The organism is Acinetobacter indicus, assembly GCF_009914475.1.
GTDB classification, from domain to species: domain Bacteria; phylum Pseudomonadota; class Gammaproteobacteria; order Pseudomonadales; family Moraxellaceae; genus Acinetobacter; species Acinetobacter indicus.
This window is the reverse complement of sequence record NZ_CP045198.1, coordinates 2,437,292-2,454,731: the sequence shown is the minus strand read 5'-3', so window position 1 is coordinate 2,454,731 and position 17,440 is coordinate 2,437,292. Positions and strand designations below refer to the sequence as shown.

Below are 17,440 nucleotides of genomic sequence, written 5' to 3'. Positions count from 1 at the left end.
TGTACCGTGCGTTTAAAAATCGCCAAAGAAAGCTTACTCAATGTTCTATCACATGTTGTAGGAGCGGTTGAACGTCGCCATACGTTAAACATTTTATCTAACGTGAAAGTTCAGGTGACTGAACAGGCGCTGACCATTACCGGTTCCGATCTGGAGGTGGAGCTGGTGGCCAGTACGGTTCTGGCTGAAGGTGCATGTTTACAGGCGGGTGAGACCACGGTGCCGGCACGTAAACTGATGGATATCTGTAAATCTTTGCCGACTGCGGCTTTAATTGACCTGCAGATTACTGAAGATCAGCGCTGTATTTTAAAATCTGGCAACAGCCGTTTCGTGTTGGGGACTTTACCAGCCGAAGATTATCCGTTATTGGCCACTGAAAATACTCAAGGCACACAGGTAGCGGTGACTCAGCGTGAATTAAAACGTTTATTTGAAAAAACCGCCTTTGCCATGGCGGTGCAGGATGTACGTTTCTATTTGACCGGCACCTTACTGGAAATTGATGAAAACCAGCTGCGCGCTGTGACTACCGATGGCCACCGTTTGGCATTATGTGAAACCGGTGCCTCTTCAAATGCGACACAACCGATTCAGGCAATTGTGCCACGTAAAGCCGTGGGCGAATTACAGCGTTTACTCAGTATTGAAGATGAGCAACTATCCCTGTTAATTGGTCGTGAACTGTTAAATGTAACCATTTCCGTGCCGAGCCGTGACAAAGAGCAGGGCGATATTACCGTACGTTTCACCACCAAGTTAATTGATGGTAAATTCCCCGATTACCGCCGTGTGATTCCACGTGGTGGTGATAAAGTGGTGATGATTGCACATGATGTCTTCAAGCAGTCGTTACAGCGTGTGGCGATTTTAAGTAATGAAAAATTACGCGGCGTATTCCTGAACTTTAATGCAGATTCACTACAATTACGCGCCAACAACCCGGAACAGGATGAAGCGATTGAAGACCTGGCCGTGCAATACAATAATGCACCGCTGGAAATGTCGTTCAATGCCCAGTATCTATTGGATGTATTAGGTGCACTGGATGGTGATGATGTGGCAATGACCATGACCGAAGCCAACCAGTCGGTACTGGTACAGGACCCGGCGCAGCAAGATCAAACTTATGTTGTGATGCCGATGCGTGTCTAAGCTTGTATGTGATTTGACACGATTATGCATATTACGCGTTTAAATATAGAACGTGTTCGAAACTTAAAAGCGGTTGCACTCGTCGGGTTGCAGCCGTTTAATGTCTTTTATGGTGCCAATGGCTCCGGTAAAACCTCGATTCTGGAGGCCATTCATTTACTGGCCACTGGTCGTTCCTTTCGTACCCATATCCCCAAAAACTATATTCAGCTTGATGCCCAGGATGCGATTGTGTTTGCCCAATCGCCCACCGAAAAAATTGGCATGCAAAAACTGCTGTCTGGTGAACAGCTAATTAAGGTCAATGGCGATCATATTGCCACCCAGGGGCAGCTGGCCAAACTGCTGCCGCTACAACTGATTGATCCACAAAGTACCGATATTATCGACCACGGCGCCAAACCGCGACGCCAGCTGCTGGACTGGATGATGTTCCACGTGGAACCAGAGTTTTATCATGCCTGGCAATACTATTCGCGGGCCTTAAAACAGCGTAACAGCTTACTAAAAACCCGGCGTCATTTAAGCCTGGCCGAGCTGGAACCGTGGAACCAGATGCTGAGCCAGTATGGTGAAATGCTGCATCTGCAACGCCACAGTATTATCGAGCAGTGGCAGTATTATTTTCAGCAGGATTTACAGCAGCTGTTACCTGATTTAAACATTCGGCTGGAATACCATCCCGGATTTCATCCGGAACCGGGCTTGATGAGCGATTTGGTCAATCATCATCAGAAAGATGTGGAACGCCGTTATACCGAATATGGACCGCATCGCGCAGATTTACGTTTAAAAACAGCGACTGGCGATGCCGATGTGGTGCTGTCACGCGGACAAAAAAAGTTATTGATCATGGCTTTAAAACTGTCACAGATTGCAATGCTGCATGCGTGCAATAAGGAAACTGTGGTATTATTAGATGATCTGACAGCAGAATTAGATTTAACCGCACAACGACGTTTAATTGAGCGATTGAGCCAACTTGGTAGTCAAGTTTTTATTACCACCTTAGACCATGAATCAGTGCAGAATCACTTACATGATTTGTCTATTTCCTATCAATTATTCAATGTTGAAAACGGTACTGTTCAAGTTGTTGTGCAATAGTTTTTTATCTTTGGATAGACCAGTTTTTACTAGGGAGAAACCATGAGTTCAGAAGATCAATCTGCCACTCAAACAGAACAAACCAATGAAAAGGCTTATGATTCCTCTAGTATCAAAGTATTACGTGGCCTAGATGCTGTTCGTAAACGCCCGGGCATGTATATCGGTGATACAGATGATGGTACCGGTTTGCACCACATGGTGTTCGAGGTGGTCGATAACGCGATTGACGAAGCGCTGGCCGGCCACTGTGACGAGATTCTAGTCACTATTCATGAAGATGAATCGGTATCTGTGGCCGATAACGGTCGCGGTATTCCAACCGATATTCACCCGGAAGAAGGCGTATCGGCGGCTGAGGTGATTCTGACCATCCTACACGCCGGCGGTAAGTTCGACGACAACAGTTATAAAGTATCAGGCGGTCTGCACGGGGTCGGGGTATCGGTGGTAAACGCCCTGTCGAGCAAACTGGAACTGACCATTAAACGTGCTGGTCAGATTCATCAGCAGGAATACCGTCATGGTGATCCGCAATATCCATTAACCGTGGTTGGTGAAACAGAAGAGACTGGAACTATGGTCCGTTTCTGGCCAAGCGCCGAGACTTTTAGCCAGACCATTTTTAATGTCGATATTCTGGCGCGCCGTTTACGTGAACTGTCGTTCCTGAATGCCGGTGTACGTATTGTCCTGAAAGATGAACGTATTAACCTGGAACATATCTATGACTATGAAGGTGGTCTGTCTGAGTTCGTGAAATATATTAACGAAGGCAAAAACCATCTGAATGATATTTTCCATTTTACCGTGCAGGCAGAAAATGGCATTGGAGTTGAAGTTGCGTTGCAATGGAATGATTCTTATCAGGAAAATGTACGCTGCTTTACCAACAATATTCCGCAAAAAGATGGCGGTACCCATTTAGCCGGTTTCCGTGCCGCGTTGACCCGTGGTTTAAACAGCTACATGGAAAACGAAAACCTGCTCAAAAAAGAGAAAGTGGTGGTTTCCGGGGATGACGCACGTGAAGGTTTGACCGCAATTATTTCGGTGAAAGTGCCTGATCCAAAATTCTCTTCACAGACCAAAGAAAAACTGGTGTCGAGTGAGGTAAAACCTGCGGTCGAGCAGGCCATGAATAAATCCTTCTCGGAATATTTACTGGAAAACCCGCAAGCGGCCAAATCGATCGCCGGCAAGATTATTGATGCAGCGCGTGCCCGTGATGCAGCGCGTAAAGCACGTGAAATGACCCGTCGTAAGAGCGCGCTGGATATTGCCGGTTTACCGGGTAAACTGGCCGATTGTCAGGAAAAAGATCCAGCTTTATCTGAACTGTATCTGGTCGAGGGTGACTCTGCGGGTGGTTCAGCCAAGCAAGGCCGTAACCGTAAAATGCAGGCGATTTTACCGCTAAAAGGTAAAATCCTGAACGTGGAACGTGCCCGTTTTGACAAGATGATTTCATCGGCAGAAGTCGGCACCTTGATTACTGCACTGGGCTGCGGAATTGGCCGTGAAGAATATAACCCGGACAAGCTGCGTTATCACAAAATCATTATCATGACCGATGCCGACGTCGATGGTTCGCACATCCGTACCTTGCTGCTGACGTTCTTCTTTCGTCAAATGCCGGAGCTGGTGGAACGTGGTCATATCTATATTGCCCAGCCACCGCTGTACAAGCTGAAAAAAGGTAAGCAGGAACAGTACATTAAAGACAATGAAGCACTGGAAACCTATCTGATTTCCAATGCCATTGATGAACTGGCCCTGCATGTCAGCGCAGATGCACCGGCGATTCGTGGTGAAGCACTGGCTTCGGTGATTGCCGATTATCAGACCTCGCAAAAGAGCCTGAGCCGTTTAACCTTGCGTTATCCAGCCAGCCTGTTAGATGGTTTGCTGGCGCAAGAGGCGTTCAAGCTGGATCAGGCGCATGATCTGGATTATGTACAGGCTTGGGGTGAGCAGTTGTGTGCCTATATCGCGGCCACTCAAAGCAGTTTACGTCCTGAACTTAGCATCGAAACCTTTGACAAAGAAGATGCGGAAGGACAGAAGTCTGCGATTTACTGGCCACGTATTACCATTTATGTGCATAACCTGCCACATGCCTATCTGCTGGATGCCGGTTTACTCGGTTCGGGTGAGTACGCACGTTTGCTGAAGAACTCGAAGAGCTGGTTTAGCCTGATTGAAGAGGGCGCGTACTTGCAAAAAGGCGAGCGCAAGATTCAGGTCAACAGCTTCCATCAGGTCTGGCAGCATATTCTGCAGGACTCACGCCGCGGCATGATGATCCAGCGCTATAAAGGTCTGGGTGAGATGAACGCCGAGCAGCTCTGGGAAACCACCATGGACCCGGAAAACCGTCATATGCTGCAGGTGACTATTGAAGATGCGATTGAAGCAGACCGGATGTTCTCATGTTTAATGGGTGATGATGTGGAACCACGTCGTGCCTTTATTGAAGAGAATGCCCTGAATGCCGATATTGATGCCTAAGGGCATGATTTAAAAAAAGCGCCTGCGGGCGCTTTTTTGTTGGCGCGATGGATTAGGGCGTGAGAATAATTTTGCGGCAATCCTGTTCGCGTTGATCAAAAATACGATAGCCCTCGGCAGCATCGGCCAGTTTCATACGGTGGGTAATAATCACTTCGGGGGACAGGTCGCCATTTTCAATCCGTTCCAGTAATTCGGGCAGGTACCGATGCACATGGGTCTGGCCCATCTTGAAGGTCAGGCCTTTATCAAAGGCATCACCGAACAGGAAACCGTGAATTGGACCGGCATAGACGCCCGGCACACTGACCACGCCGCCACGGCGCACTGCGGCAATACACTGGCGCAGGGCAAAGCCGCTGGAGCCTTCCAGTTTCAGGTTGGTCATCACGGTTTCAATCATGCTGCCTTTGGCTTCAAAACCAATTGCATCAATGACGGCATCGACACCCCGATGGCCGGGAGTATTGTCAATAATAAACTCGGCCGCATCCATTTCATCAAAATTGACTGGAATCGCGCCATAGGTTTCATGGGCAAACTGCAGCCGGTAATGGTGATGATCGACCATAAAAATCTGTTCAGCGCCAAGCATCCGTGCACAGGCCGCTGACAGTAATCCCACGGGTCCGGCACCATAAATGGCTACACTGGAGCCTTTGCCAATTTGTGCATTAGTCACCGCCTGCCATGCGGTTGGCAGAATATCGGTCAGGAATAGCACTTTTTCATCTGGCAGTGAACCGGGAACTTTAAAAGGACCGATATTGCCTTTGGGGATTCGCACATAATCGGCCTGTCCACCCGGCACGCCGCCATAAAGATGACTGTAGCCAAACAGCGCTGCACCCGGTGGAATCTGTTTTTTGTTCAGAATGGCGCCGCGGCCCGTATTGGTATTTTCACAGGAGGCAGTCAGCTCATGTTCACAGAAAAAGCAGTGACCGCAGGCAATTACAAAGGGAATAATCACCCGGTCGCCTTTTTTTACTGCCGTGACCTCGGGGCCGACTTCTTCGACCACGCCCATAAATTCATGGCCAAAAATATCGCCGTGCTCTGTGGCCGGAATTTTACCGCGATATAAATGCAGATCTGAGCCACAAATGGCAGTGGCGGTGACGCGAAGGATGACATCATCCGGTTCCTGAATAATTGGGTCAGGCACCGATTCAACTCTTACATCTCGGGTTCCATGATAGGTTAAGGCACGCATAGAATTTCCTCTCTTGGCTAGCAGAAGGCCAGACCCGCGCATTGAGCCGGCCACATTTCTTCATGATGAGATGTGCGGCTGTAAATTTATGTATAAAAAAACCGGCCAAGCTGTGTGCAAGAGGGCTTTATATTGCAGTTCAGTAAGTGCAATCAGAGCTAAAACGGAGAGGAAAACAGCTATTGGTGAGCATCCTCCTTGATCTTTTTAAAGAAAACAGACGGGCTAAAAAGAGGAGTGATCATAAAGTGGAAATAAAAAAGATAGCCACTGGGGCTATCTTGAGGGGAAGGTTTCGGAAGAAACGGGATTAACTGTTCTGGAATGATTGTTCCAGGGTTTCCAGTTCCATCATCAGTTCCAGCATGGTTTCTTCGGCCTGTTCCAGCGTGGCTTTTAAGCTGGTCTGTTCATTCATCAGCTTGAGCAGATCTTCTTTACGCGAAGCTTCATACAGGCTGCTGTCAGCCAGCTGTTCTTCAATACTGGCCAGACGGGGCTGGATTTTTTCAATCTGGCTTTCACATTGTTCAATTTTTTTCCGCAGCGGACGGGTTTCTTCACGGCGCTGCGCCGCCAGTTTGCGCTGTGCTTCTTTATCAACTTTGGCCGGTGCGGCAGTCTTGTTGGTACTTGCGCTGGCCTGTGCCAATGCGGTTTGGGCATTGATCTGCTGCTGACGGGCCTCACGTAACCATTTGGCATAATCCTGCAAATCACCGGAAAATTCAGTACAGCGTCCGGCATGCACCAACAGCAGGTCATCACAGACACTGGCGATTAGCTGACGTTCGTGCGATACCAGTACCACTGCGCCTTCAAAGTCCTGTAAGGCCATGCTCAGGGCATGACGCATGTCTAAATCCAGATGGTTGGTCGGTTCATCCAGAATCAGTACATTCGGGCGCTGCCAGACAATCAGGGCCAAGGCCAGACGGGCGCGTTCACCGCCGGAGAAGCTTTCGCACGGCGTATCCATACGTTCGCCGCTAAAACCAAAACTGCCGAGGAACGAACGTAGGGTGGCTTCACTGATCTGTTTGTCGGCCAGACGTGACAATTGCAGCATCGGGCTGGCCTGCGCATCCAGTGCATCCATCTGATGCTGGGCAAAGTAACCAATATTCAGCAGTTCAGAGGCTTTGCGCTGGCCATTTAAAAGCGCTAAATCACCAACCAGTGATTTAATTAGAGTAGATTTACCGGCGCCGTTCATGCCCAGCAGGCCAATACGCGAGCTTGGGGTAATCTGCAGACTGATTTTGCTGGCAATACTTTTGCCCGGATAGCCAATTTCTGCCTGATCCAGAGTCAGTAAGGGTGAACTCATTTTGGTGGGTTCACGGAAACTGAAGGTAAACGGGGTATCGACATGCGCCGGTGCCAGCAACTGCATTTTTTCCAGCTGTTTAATCCGGCTTTGCGCCTGACGCGCCTTGGTGGCTTTGGCTTTAAAACGGTCAATAAATTTTTGCAGATGTGCGCGGGCTTCAACCTGCTTTTCAAAGGCCTGTTGCTGCTGGGCCAGACGTTCGCTGCGGGTCACTTCAAAGGTCGAGTAATTGCCGGTATATAAGGTCAGTTCCTGATTTTCAATATGCAGGATATGATCGGTCACTGCATCGAGAAAATCGCGGTCATGTGAAATCAGGATTAAAGTGCCTTCATAGGCATTGAGCCAGTCTTCAAGCCATAAAATGGCATCCAGATCCAAGTGGTTGGTTGGCTCATCCAGAAGTAGTAAGTCGGAGCGGCTCATCAGGGTGCGTGCCAGATTTAAACGCATGCGCCATCCACCGGAGAAACTGGAGACATCCAGACGTAGCTGATGTTCCATAAAACCGAGACCGGCCATTAACTGGGCGGCTTTAGATGGGGCAGAATAGCCATGAATTTCATCAAAACGGCCATGTAATTGTGCCAGTTCGCTGTTACTGAGCTGTTCAGGTTGTGCCAGCTGTTTCTGAATCTGCCAGTATTCTTCATCGCCCGATAACACAAAATCCAGCGCCGGCATATCTAGGGCTTTGACTTCCTGGGCCATGTGCGCAACGGTCCAGCCCGATGGACGGGTCAGGCTGCCTTCATCTGCCCCCAGTTCTCCCAATAAGGCGGCAAATAAGGTCGATTTGCCGGCGCCATTGACTCCGGTGAGGCCAACTTTCCAACCCGGATGGATTTGCATGGACGCTTTTTGAAATAAGACACGACCACCACGGCGTAAAGAGACTTGGTCAAATTGAATCATTGGACTCACTAAACTCAGGAACAGAATGCGCCTATTCTAAAGGATGCGCTCTGGAAAACAAAAAGCTGGCGCAGTTTATTTCAGGTGCTACAGCAACACATCGAAAAAAATAATGAAAAAGCGGGCGCCGTGTCATCTATCGGAAAGCGGCTATGCAGGGTTTTTTTATAAAACCAAGCCCGATATATTAAAATTTCTGATAAAAAACAAAAACAAATGTACGGTGACAAAAATGAAAAACGGAGTTTTGTTGTTGTCGACACTGGCCTTGTGTGGCGTCAGTGGCCTGGCTCAGGCCAATCCGCAGGTCTGTGTTTTTGATCTGTGGGGACGGGCCGGAGAATCCTATAAATTGCTGGAAGAATGGGCCTTGGCCAGCAAGCGCTGGGGCAGCAATGTCAGTCTGAAAGCCTATCAGGATGAAGCCCAGGTCGAGCGCGATTTTAAGGCGGGCAAATGTGATGGCGCCTATATGACCTCAATGCGGGCGCGGCAATACAATAAATTTTCCGGTTCGATTGATGCGCTGGGCGGTGTGCCAAGTAATAGCATTGCCCAGAAAGCCATTAGTTATGTGCTGGACCGGCGCAATAACCGCCATCTGGTGACCCGGATTGGTCAGGAAACCTTTGAAGTGGCTGGCATCGGCCAGATTGGCTCGGCCTATATTTTTGTTAAAGATCGGGCCATGAACTCGGTTGAGCACATCAAAAACCGGAAATTTGCGATTCTGCATTATGATCCGGCACAAAAAATGATGGTGGAACGAGTCGGCGGTATTGCGGTCGATTCCGATATTTCCAATTTTGTGCGTAAGTTTAATCAGGGCGAGGTTGATATTGTGGCCGCACCGGCCTATGCCTTTAAACCGCTGGAAATTGAACAAGCATAAAGAGCGCATTCTCACTCTTTTAAGGGCGAGTTAGCTCTTTTTTAGTGACTTGGATTTTTTTGCATTTTTTTCAGAAGTTGGTGTTCTTTGGTTTTCGATATACTTTTTAACAACTTCTAAACTTGCACCACCACAAGATACAACGCAATAACTAGGCGACCAAAAGTGGTTGCCCCATAATTTTCCCTTAATTTCATCCCAATAAGATCGTCTTAAAACATAAGAGCTTTTGCCCTTTAGTTTACCCACTAAATTAGACACTGAATGTTTAGGGTGAACACTTACAAGCATGTGAATATGATCATCCTCGCCATTAAACTCAATAAGTTCACAATTCATTTGCAAGCAAGTTTCTTTCATAATCTCATTTAAAGAAGTAAGCATTTCCATTGTTAATACATCTCTTCGGTATTTCGTAACAAATACTAAATGAACAATATTGTTAAAAACACATGATCTACCTGTTCTCCACTCGTACATATTAACCACACACTAGATTTACATTGATCTTATTTTAAGCTAAAATAAGCGTATTCACTAGAGGTTTTTTAATTGCTAACAGGCATCAGGTTAAGGGTGTATCCAACTGAACATCAAAAGCTGATTTTAAGTCAGTGGATGGGTTGTGCTCGTTTTATTTGGAATGCCAAATGTGATGAAGATAAATACTATCGTGGTTTTGCTCGCAAATTCACACCATACAATCACTATTATGAAACCCAAGATCAGAAATATTCTCACTTTAAATCGAATGAATTAAGCTCTTGGCTTGCAAACTGTCCTAGCACCATTCAAAAGAACTCAACCGTTAATTGGTACAACACACTCAAAAAATCCATTAAGGGTGTGTGTGGGCGACCAAAACGTAAAAAGAAGACAGATAAAGGTTCGATTCATTTAACCTCTGATTTATTCGAGTTTCGCACGGAAAGAAATAAGCGCAAGCTATATATCGGTGGTAAAAAATTTAATATAGGCTCATTAAGTTTTAAGGCTCATGCTAACTTTAAAGAACCGAAATCCCTTTATATTCGCAAAGAGCGTGGTCAATATTTCGTTTCTTTCTGCTATGAAGATGGTGTTGAGATTCAAGAGTTTGACGGTAAGAAATTCGATGCTAAAAAATACGCCAAAAGACAGTTAGATCATTTGCAGGGCATGGACGAAGAACAACTACAAAAAATAGTGGTTGGTATAGATCGTGGTGTCACCATTCCTGTTCATGCAGGCTATGAAGAATTTGATTTCTCTAAAGAACAAAAGAATCATTTAACAAAAGCAGATCGCTACATTAAGCGACTGCAAAGAAAACTTGCTCGACAAATCAAAGGCTCAAACCGAAGAGCTAAGACCAAACATCGAATTGCGGTGCATCACTCTAAGAAAGCCAATATTCGCAAGGACTTTGCTCATAAGACAAGTCGTAGTTTAGCTAATGGATTCGGTCAGGTATTTATTTTTGAGAAACTAAATACCAAACAGATGACCAAAAAGCCTAACCCTAAGAAAGATAAATTCGGACGTTTTATTCCAAATAAGGCTAAAGCTAAAGCAGGGTTAAACAAAGCTATTCTCAATGTAGGATGGCACAGAATTTCAGAATTCTTAACGTATAAATCAGTCAAATTAGGTAAGGCTGTATTTACGGTTCATGCTTCTTACACAAGTCAGGAGTGCGCTTCATGCGGTCACACTCACCCCGACAATCGCAAAAGCCAAGACAGGTTTAAGTGCGTGAGTTGTGGACATGCTGATAATGCAGATCACAATGCATCAATTGTTATTAAGAACAGAGCAATTAAATTAGTTTTAGACTGTGGAACACAGTTGGATGGTAATTATTTATCATCTAGTGGGCGTGGAGGTGTTCGTAAGACGACTAGAGGTGTCAAAGCTTCTTTTCGCAGTACCGTAGAAGCGTCAAAAGAGATGTGTGCAACTTAGGTTGCACTACGGAAACTCGGTTGCTTTAGCTCCGAGTAGTTCATAAAGGTTTGGGCACACGCGGCGCCATGATTGATTTTCCGGTGGTGAATGTCACGGCGGACCTGATTATCCGGCCAGAAAAATTCGCAGAGGGTTTTGCAGTGCAGTCCCGGCGCTGGTTTGTACAGCAGATTCCAAAAAACTTTGCCATGGTGAAACGTCTGGAAGCGGAAATTCCGAATAAATACCGCACCCGACTCAGCAAGGAAGATCAGGACAAATACCAGAAACTGTTACGTGATGGCCGCATCGAACTGACCGAAAAAGGCATTTATGATGGCTCGATGATGCGGGTCCTGAAACGGGCACGATGCACGGTAGAACGCACCAATTTTGAATGTTCACTCGGCGGCGAATAGAGAAAATGGTTATAAGTTTGTAAAAAAGTGGCCACGATGTGTAAATTTTCGCCGCTCTGCCTGAAATTTTTAAGCCATTGAAAATACTGTTGATCTCTGCAATTTGTGGGTTTGAGATCAGCAGCAGCATAAATTGAATTGGTCACGATTTAAAAATATTTGGAGTAAAAGCTCTATTTTTTTAAAAACAAGTTGCTTAATATTCAGCAAGTGTATGGACACTCTTGATGAAAGACGATTCTGTAAGGACAAATACAATGAAAAAAACAATTCTCGCGCTTTCTGCACTGGCTACTTTGGGTATGGCCAGCAATGTTCAGGCAGCCAAGGTCGATGTATGTATCTTCGATTTACTCGGCAAATCTGGTGAATCTTATCAAATGGCCCAGGAATGGGCGCTGGCCGCGAAAGGCTGGGGCGCAGACATCAACCTGATTCCCCGTCAGGATGAAGCCGTGGCCGATAACGACTTTAAAGCCGGCAAATGTGATGCGGTTTTCCTGACTGCGATGCGTGCCCGTCAGTACAATAAATTTGCCGGTTCGATTGATGCACTGGGTGGTGTGCCCAGCAATGCTATTGCCCAACGTGCGATTACTTTTGCCCTGGACAAACGTAATGCCGGCAAAATGGTCACCAATCTGGGGGGTAAAAAATATGAAGTGGCGGGAATTGCACCTTTAGGTTCGGCCTTTATTTTCGTCCGTGACAAGAATATTGATTCGATTGAAAAAGCTGCCGGCAAGAAATTTGCGGTACTGGGCTATGATGATGCACAAAAAATTATGGTGCAACGTGTCGGTGCTCAGGCGGTAATCTCCGATGTGTCTAACTTTGTGGCGAAATTTAATAATGGTCAGGTCGATATGGTTGGTGCGCCAGCCTATGCCTATAAGCCGCTGGAAATCTATAAAGGCTTGGGCAGCAAAGGCGCCATGTTTAATTTCCCGGTGCTGCATGTCACGGCTGATTTAGTGATTAGTCCGGAGAAATTCCCGGCCGGTTTTGGCCAGAAATCGCGTGACTGGTTCTCGAAAAACCTGCCAAAAAGTTTGGGTATGATTAAACGTCTGGAAGCAGGCATCCCGGCCAAATACAAAATGAACCTGAGCGCGGAAGAGAAAACCAAATACCAGAAGCTGTTACGTGAGGGGCGGATGGATATGACCAAGCGCGGTATTTATGATGCGTCGATGATGAGCGTACTCAAACGTGCCCGCTGTTCTGTCGATAAAGCCAACTTCGAGTGTTCACTGGGCGGTGAATAAGCTTCATTTTTAAGGAAAAACAACCCGGCATCTGTGCCGGGTTGTTGCATCTGGAACCTTGTCACTTGGGCCATTGCAGTTCAGGTCAAATCACGTAAGCTAATCAAAAATAATAGTTTCATCTTTGCCCAAGCCTAAAAAATAGAGATGAGTTGTTTCATCCAAGGCATACAGACAGGAGGAGCAGGAGAGGGTGATCTCCAAAGGTAAAAAGAACAAGGATGGATAGGCAAAAACAGCTTTTTAAAATATTAAACACTTCAGTACAACTGAAAACAACAAGAACAGCGATAAAGGAAAGATCAATGAAATATTATGCTCAAGGCATCGCACTGGCTGCAGTGATGGGACTCGGTGCGACTGCAGCACAGGCCAAGCAGACAGTGTGTGTCTTTGATTTGGTGGGAAAAAGTGGTGATGTGTATGCGCTGATGCTGGACTATCAGCTGGCGGCCAAAGCCTGGGGCGCCGATATTGAACTGCGCGTCGGGCAGAATGAAGCGGTAATTGCCGAAGATTTTAAAGCCGGTAAATGTGACGGGATTAGTGTCACCGGTATGCGCGGGCGTCAATTTAACAGCTTTACCGGTTCTCTGGATGCGATTGGTGCAATTCCCGATTTAAATCTGGCGGTCAAAGTCATGCAGGGACTGGCCAGTCCGAAATTTTCCCGCTTTATGACTCAAGGCCAGTATGAAGTGGCTGGTGTAGTGCCTGTTGGTGATGCCTTTTTAATGGTCAATGACCGCAGTATTAATACCGTGGCCAAAGCTGCCGGTAAAAAAATTGCGGTCCTGGATTATGACCAGGCACAAAAAATTATGGTGCAGCAGATTGGCGCGCAGGCAGTCAGTTCAGATGTCACCAACTTCGGCAGTAAATTCAATAACGGTCAGGTCGATATTATTGGTGCGCCGGCCGCCGTGTTTAAGCCACTGGAGCTGCATAAGGGCCTGGGCAGTAAAGGCGCGATTGTGAATTATCCGATTTTACAGGTAACTGGCAATATTATTATTCGCCCGAACAAGTTCCCGGCCGGTTTTGGCCAGAAATCACGGGAATGGGTCAAAGGTCAATTGCCACGTGCCTTTAACATCTTGGGTAAAATGAAAGCCGATATTCCGCAAAAATACTGGATGAATATTCCGGCAGCCGACAAACCGGGCTATCAGAAGATGATGCGTGAGGCGCGGATTGACCTGACCAAACGTGGCATTTATGACAAACGCATGATGAAGCTGCTGTGGCAATTCCGCTGTAAGCAGGACCCGAAAAACTTCGAATGCGGCCTGCAGGATGAGAATTACAAACAATCTTGATAAAATTAGTCTGAATTGACTTTGAATTGAACATGACTGACCATATATTGGGTATGTTATACTTGATATGTGGTCTTTTCTGTTAAAAGACATTTGAATCGAACGAGGAATCCGACATGAATGCCCAAGCCCTTGTGCTGACTGACAATGCTGCGAACAAAGTACGCCAATTGCGTGACAGTGAAGGCAACCAAGATTTAATGTTACGCGTTTATGTGACCGGTGGTGGTTGTTCGGGCTTCTCTTACGGCTTTAACTTTGCTGAAAGCATGAATGAAGATGATGCTGAATTCGTGAATGGTGACGTAAAAATGCTGGTCGATTCACTTAGCTATCAATATCTGGTCGGTTCAGTGGTGGACTATTTAGAAGGTCTGGAAGGTTCACGTTTTGTGGTTCAAAACCCGAATGCGACCACTACGTGTGGCTGTGGTTCTTCTTTCTCGATTTAAGCAGAATTTTAAAATACTCAGCCCTCTATTTTGAGGGCTTTTTTAATATCTTTTTTAATACCAAGAGATTGGCCTAGACTGCGGTCAATGTTCCTAAAATCCGGTAGCCTTTGGCCCCAGTCACAGCCGGGAAATTGCCACTTTGCTGGTTCAGAAAACGCATCGCCAACCAGGCAAAAGCAGTGGCTTCCACCCAGGTCGGGTTAATACCTAAATCCGCCGTGGTCTGTACACTCCACTCATGTTTGCGTAAGCGCCAGCGCAGCTGTTCCAGTAAATAGGAATTATAGGCACCGCCCCCACAAACATAGACTTCACCGGTGTCCATGCCCGAGCGGTAAATGGCTTTTTTAATCGCGCGGGTGGTCAGTTTTAACAAGGTAGCCTGTACATTTTCTGGGGTATCTTCCAGTTCCTGATAGGCTAGGTCATTGCGCCAGTCGGCAATCTGTTCATCCAGCCATTCCAGGTTGAAATCTTCACGGCCAGTACTTTTTGGCGGCTCTTTGGAAAAATATTCATGTGCCTGCAGACGGTCCAGCAGGCTGCGAATTGGCTGGCCATAAGCCGCCCAGTTGCCGTTTTCATCATAAGGCTGGCCGGTGTAGCGTTCACACCAGGCATCCATCAGGATATTGGCCGGGCCGGTATCAAAACCATAGACTTTTTCCGGCTGTCCGGCAGGCAACATGCTGACATTGGCAATCCCGCCCAAATTCAGAATCACCCGGTGGATGCTGTCATGCTGGAACACATCCTGATGAAAAGCTGGTACCAAAGGGGCACCTTGTCCACCGGCAGCCATATCACGCCGGCGGAAATCCGAGACCACCGGCAGCTGGGTTATTTCGGTAATAATATTTGGATCACCAATTTGCAGGGTAAAGCCATGTTCAGGCCGGTGGCGGATGGTCTGGCCATGTGAACCAATGGCACGAATCTGGCTGCGATCAAGCTGGTGTTCTTCAATCAGGCGGTTAATGCCATGTCCAATCATTTGCGCCAGCGCCACATCGGCCTTGCCCATCCGGTCAATTTCATTGTCATCCGGCAGGGTCAGGGCCATCAGTTCATCGCGTAAATCGGGATCGAAGCTCAGGGTCAGGGTGGCATGAAGCTGTAAAGGATCAAAAGAAGCAGCAACAATATCGACACCATCCATACTTGTGCCGGTCATTACCCCAATATAGATCGCTGTCATGGTTATTCTTAAGCCTGCAATGTGCTGAAAAAGTGTTAGTATATCGCACAAATTGAATAACTGATGTGTTTGGGTTTTGTGATGTCAAATTTCTTGCCAGCTGAAGAACAACTTGCCCTCATCCAACGAGGTACGCATGAAATTATTTCTGAAGAAGATCTTCTAAAGAAATTAAAAGAGAACCGTCCTTTAAAAATTAAAGCGGGCTTTGACCCGACTGCACCTGACCTGCATTTGGGTCATACGGTTTTAATTAACAAGCTGAAAGTGTTCCAGGATTTGGGGCACGAGGTCTTCTTCCTGATTGGTGACTATACTGCCATGATCGGTGACCCGACCGGTAAGAGCGCGACCCGTCCGCCGTTGTCACGCGAGCAGGTACTGGAAAATGCCAAAACCTATCAGGAACAGGTGTTCAAGATTCTCGATCCAAACAAAACCAAAGTGGTGTTTAACTCGGAATGGTTTGCCAGCAAAACTGCGGCCGATTTAATTCAATTGGCCTCACAGCAAACCGTGGCGCGTATGCTGGAGCGTGATGACTTCACCAAGCGTTATAACAACCAGCAACCAATTGCGATTCACGAATTCCTGTATCCATTGGTACAAGGCTATGACTCAGTGGCTTTAGAAGCCGACGTAGAGTTGGGCGGTACTGACCAGACCTTTAACCTGCTGATGGGCCGTACCTTACAGGGCCGTTATAACCAGGAAGCACAGGTGTGTATTACCGTGCCAATTCTGGAAGGTTTAGATGGCGTCAACAAGATGTCGAAATCATTAGGCAACTATATTGGTGTATTTGATGCCCCAGGCGCGATGTATCAAAAAGTGCTGTCTATGCCGGATTCACTGATTGAGCGTTATTTTGACCTGCTCAGCTTCAAGTCTGTGGCAGAAATCCAGCAATTACTGAAAGAAGTGGCTGAAGGTCGTAATCCGCAGGATGTGAAAAAGATTCTGGCGCTGGAACTGGTCGAGCGTTTCCACGGTGCGGAAGCTGCAGCCAATGCGCATAAAGGTGCCGGTAACCTGATTACCGAAGGTGAATTGCCAGAAGGTACACCAGAAGTGACCATTTCACGTGGCGAATATGGCGGCGAGATTTTCATTGCTTCTATTTTACGTGCAGCAGGTTTAACCAAAAACGCGGCACAAGCCAAAGATGCTGTCGGTCGTGGTGCAGTGAAAGTTGATTGGCAACCAGTCGATGCCTCATTCTCGGTAAAAGAAAACGTGACCTTGATTGTGCAGGCCAGTAAAAAGGCCATTGCCAAAGTCACCTTTACCGACTAAAAATGCAGTTAAGTAGTTGAATTAAAAAGCAGGCTTCGGTCTGCTTTTTTTATGATATTGCTTATAAGATATTTAAATATTTAAATTTAAAAAAAACCTTATAAAAACAAGAATTAAATTTTTCCGATTGTCTTGATTTTGTCATATTTTATGTTTAAGATTTATCCGTCTAAATATGTGGTGTCTACATATCTAGAGGGTAAATTGCTATTTGATGACGTTTCATCCCCAAGAAGCGCGGAAATAGCCGAAAATAATAATGACAATAACATATGGATCCGTAAAAGATTCAACTCCGAGGGAGAGATTTTGGGAGAGATCTCTTTCTTTTTTTTATCCAAAATTTAGCCTTTGACCTGAAAAAAGCGGTTTTTTGAGCAGCTGGAGCGGTGTCTGCCCATGGTTGCCCGCTGCAAAAATCCGGCGTATA

Annotated in this window: 12 protein-coding genes and 2 pseudogenes; 10 read left to right on the top strand and 4 right to left on the bottom strand. The window is 46.6% G+C overall.

Going from position 1 to position 17,440, the window contains the following annotated elements; translation table 11 throughout:
* Nucleotides 1-6: 6 nt before the first annotated feature.
* The 3 genes from dnaN to gyrB are packed head-to-tail and all read left to right on the top strand — an operon-like array spanning nt 7 to nt 4,773.
* Nucleotides 7-1,155, top strand: coding sequence for a DNA polymerase III subunit beta (gene dnaN / locus GA693_RS12105; protein WP_016659767.1), 1,149 nt, complete (start codon nt 7-9; stop codon nt 1,153-1,155).
* Nucleotides 1,156-1,179: 24 nt separating this feature from the next.
* Nucleotides 1,180-2,262: a DNA replication/repair protein RecF gene (gene recF, locus GA693_RS12100; protein ID WP_160240798.1), complete on the top strand. Its 1,083-nt coding sequence runs from the start codon at nt 1,180-1,182 to the stop codon at nt 2,260-2,262.
* Between the two features lie 42 nt (nt 2,263-2,304).
* Nucleotides 2,305-4,773 carry a DNA topoisomerase (ATP-hydrolyzing) subunit B gene (gene gyrB, locus GA693_RS12095; protein ID WP_104470783.1) on the top strand — a complete coding sequence of 823 codons (2,469 nt, stop codon included), beginning with the start codon at nt 2,305-2,307 and terminating at the stop codon, nt 4,771-4,773.
* Nucleotides 4,774-4,825: 52 nt separating this feature from the next.
* On the opposite strand, the gene GA693_RS12090 is transcribed toward gyrB, so the two are convergent.
* Nucleotides 4,826-5,989, bottom strand: coding sequence for a zinc-dependent alcohol dehydrogenase (locus GA693_RS12090; RefSeq protein ID WP_005181133.1), 1,164 nt, complete (start codon nt 5,987-5,989; stop codon nt 4,826-4,828).
* Nucleotides 5,990-6,299: 310 nt separating this feature from the next.
* Complete coding sequence (locus GA693_RS12085; protein ID WP_127800781.1) at nt 6,300-8,237, bottom strand: ATP-binding cassette domain-containing protein; 1,938 nt, start codon at nt 8,235-8,237, stop codon at nt 6,300-6,302.
* A 232-nt stretch (nt 8,238-8,469) separates the two neighbouring features.
* Here GA693_RS12085 and GA693_RS12080 point away from each other — a divergent pair.
* A pseudogene (locus GA693_RS12080) lies at nt 8,470-9,123 on the top strand (putative solute-binding protein); the annotation flags it as partial.
* A gap of 36 nt (nt 9,124-9,159) precedes the next feature.
* On the opposite strand, the gene tnpA reads toward GA693_RS12080, so the two are convergent.
* Nucleotides 9,160-9,609: an IS200/IS605 family transposase gene (gene tnpA, locus GA693_RS12075; protein ID WP_171294843.1), complete on the bottom strand. Its 450-nt coding sequence runs from the start codon at nt 9,607-9,609 to the stop codon at nt 9,160-9,162.
* Between the two features lie 96 nt (nt 9,610-9,705).
* On the opposite strand from tnpA, the gene GA693_RS12070 reads away from it, so the two are divergent.
* From GA693_RS12070 to erpA, 5 genes and pseudogenes are all read left to right on the top strand, one after another.
* A complete protein-coding gene (locus GA693_RS12070) occupies nt 9,706-11,073 on the top strand; it encodes an RNA-guided endonuclease InsQ/TnpB family protein (protein ID WP_267313204.1) in 1,368 nt (455 codons plus the stop codon).
* A 38-nt stretch (nt 11,074-11,111) separates the two neighbouring features.
* Nucleotides 11,112-11,474: pseudogene (locus tag GA693_RS12065) on the top strand (putative solute-binding protein); the annotation flags it as partial.
* 257 nt (nt 11,475-11,731) lie between these two features.
* Nucleotides 11,732-12,742 carry a putative solute-binding protein gene (locus GA693_RS12060; RefSeq protein WP_104472697.1) on the top strand — a complete coding sequence of 337 codons (1,011 nt, stop codon included), beginning with the start codon at nt 11,732-11,734 and terminating at the stop codon, nt 12,740-12,742.
* A 344-nt stretch (nt 12,743-13,086) separates the two neighbouring features.
* Nucleotides 13,087-14,061 carry a putative solute-binding protein gene (locus tag GA693_RS12055; protein ID WP_171066731.1) on the top strand — a complete coding sequence of 325 codons (975 nt, stop codon included), beginning with the start codon at nt 13,087-13,089 and terminating at the stop codon, nt 14,059-14,061.
* 116 nt (nt 14,062-14,177) lie between these two features.
* Nucleotides 14,178-14,513 carry an iron-sulfur cluster insertion protein ErpA gene (gene erpA, locus GA693_RS12050; protein ID WP_005181144.1) on the top strand — a complete coding sequence of 112 codons (336 nt, stop codon included), beginning with the start codon at nt 14,178-14,180 and terminating at the stop codon, nt 14,511-14,513.
* A 73-nt stretch (nt 14,514-14,586) separates the two neighbouring features.
* Here erpA and GA693_RS12045 read toward each other — a convergent pair whose 3' ends face one another.
* Nucleotides 14,587-15,714 (bottom strand): anhydro-N-acetylmuramic acid kinase, encoded by a 1,128-nt coding sequence (locus GA693_RS12045; protein WP_005181147.1) that lies wholly within the window; start codon nt 15,712-15,714, stop codon nt 14,587-14,589.
* Nucleotides 15,715-15,777: 63 nt separating this feature from the next.
* Here GA693_RS12045 and tyrS point away from each other — a divergent pair, with 63 nt between their 5' ends.
* Entirely contained in the window at nt 15,778-17,010 is a 1,233-nt protein-coding gene (gene tyrS, locus GA693_RS12040) for a tyrosine--tRNA ligase (protein WP_005181149.1), read from the top strand.
* Nucleotides 17,011-17,440: the final 430 nt, after the last annotated feature.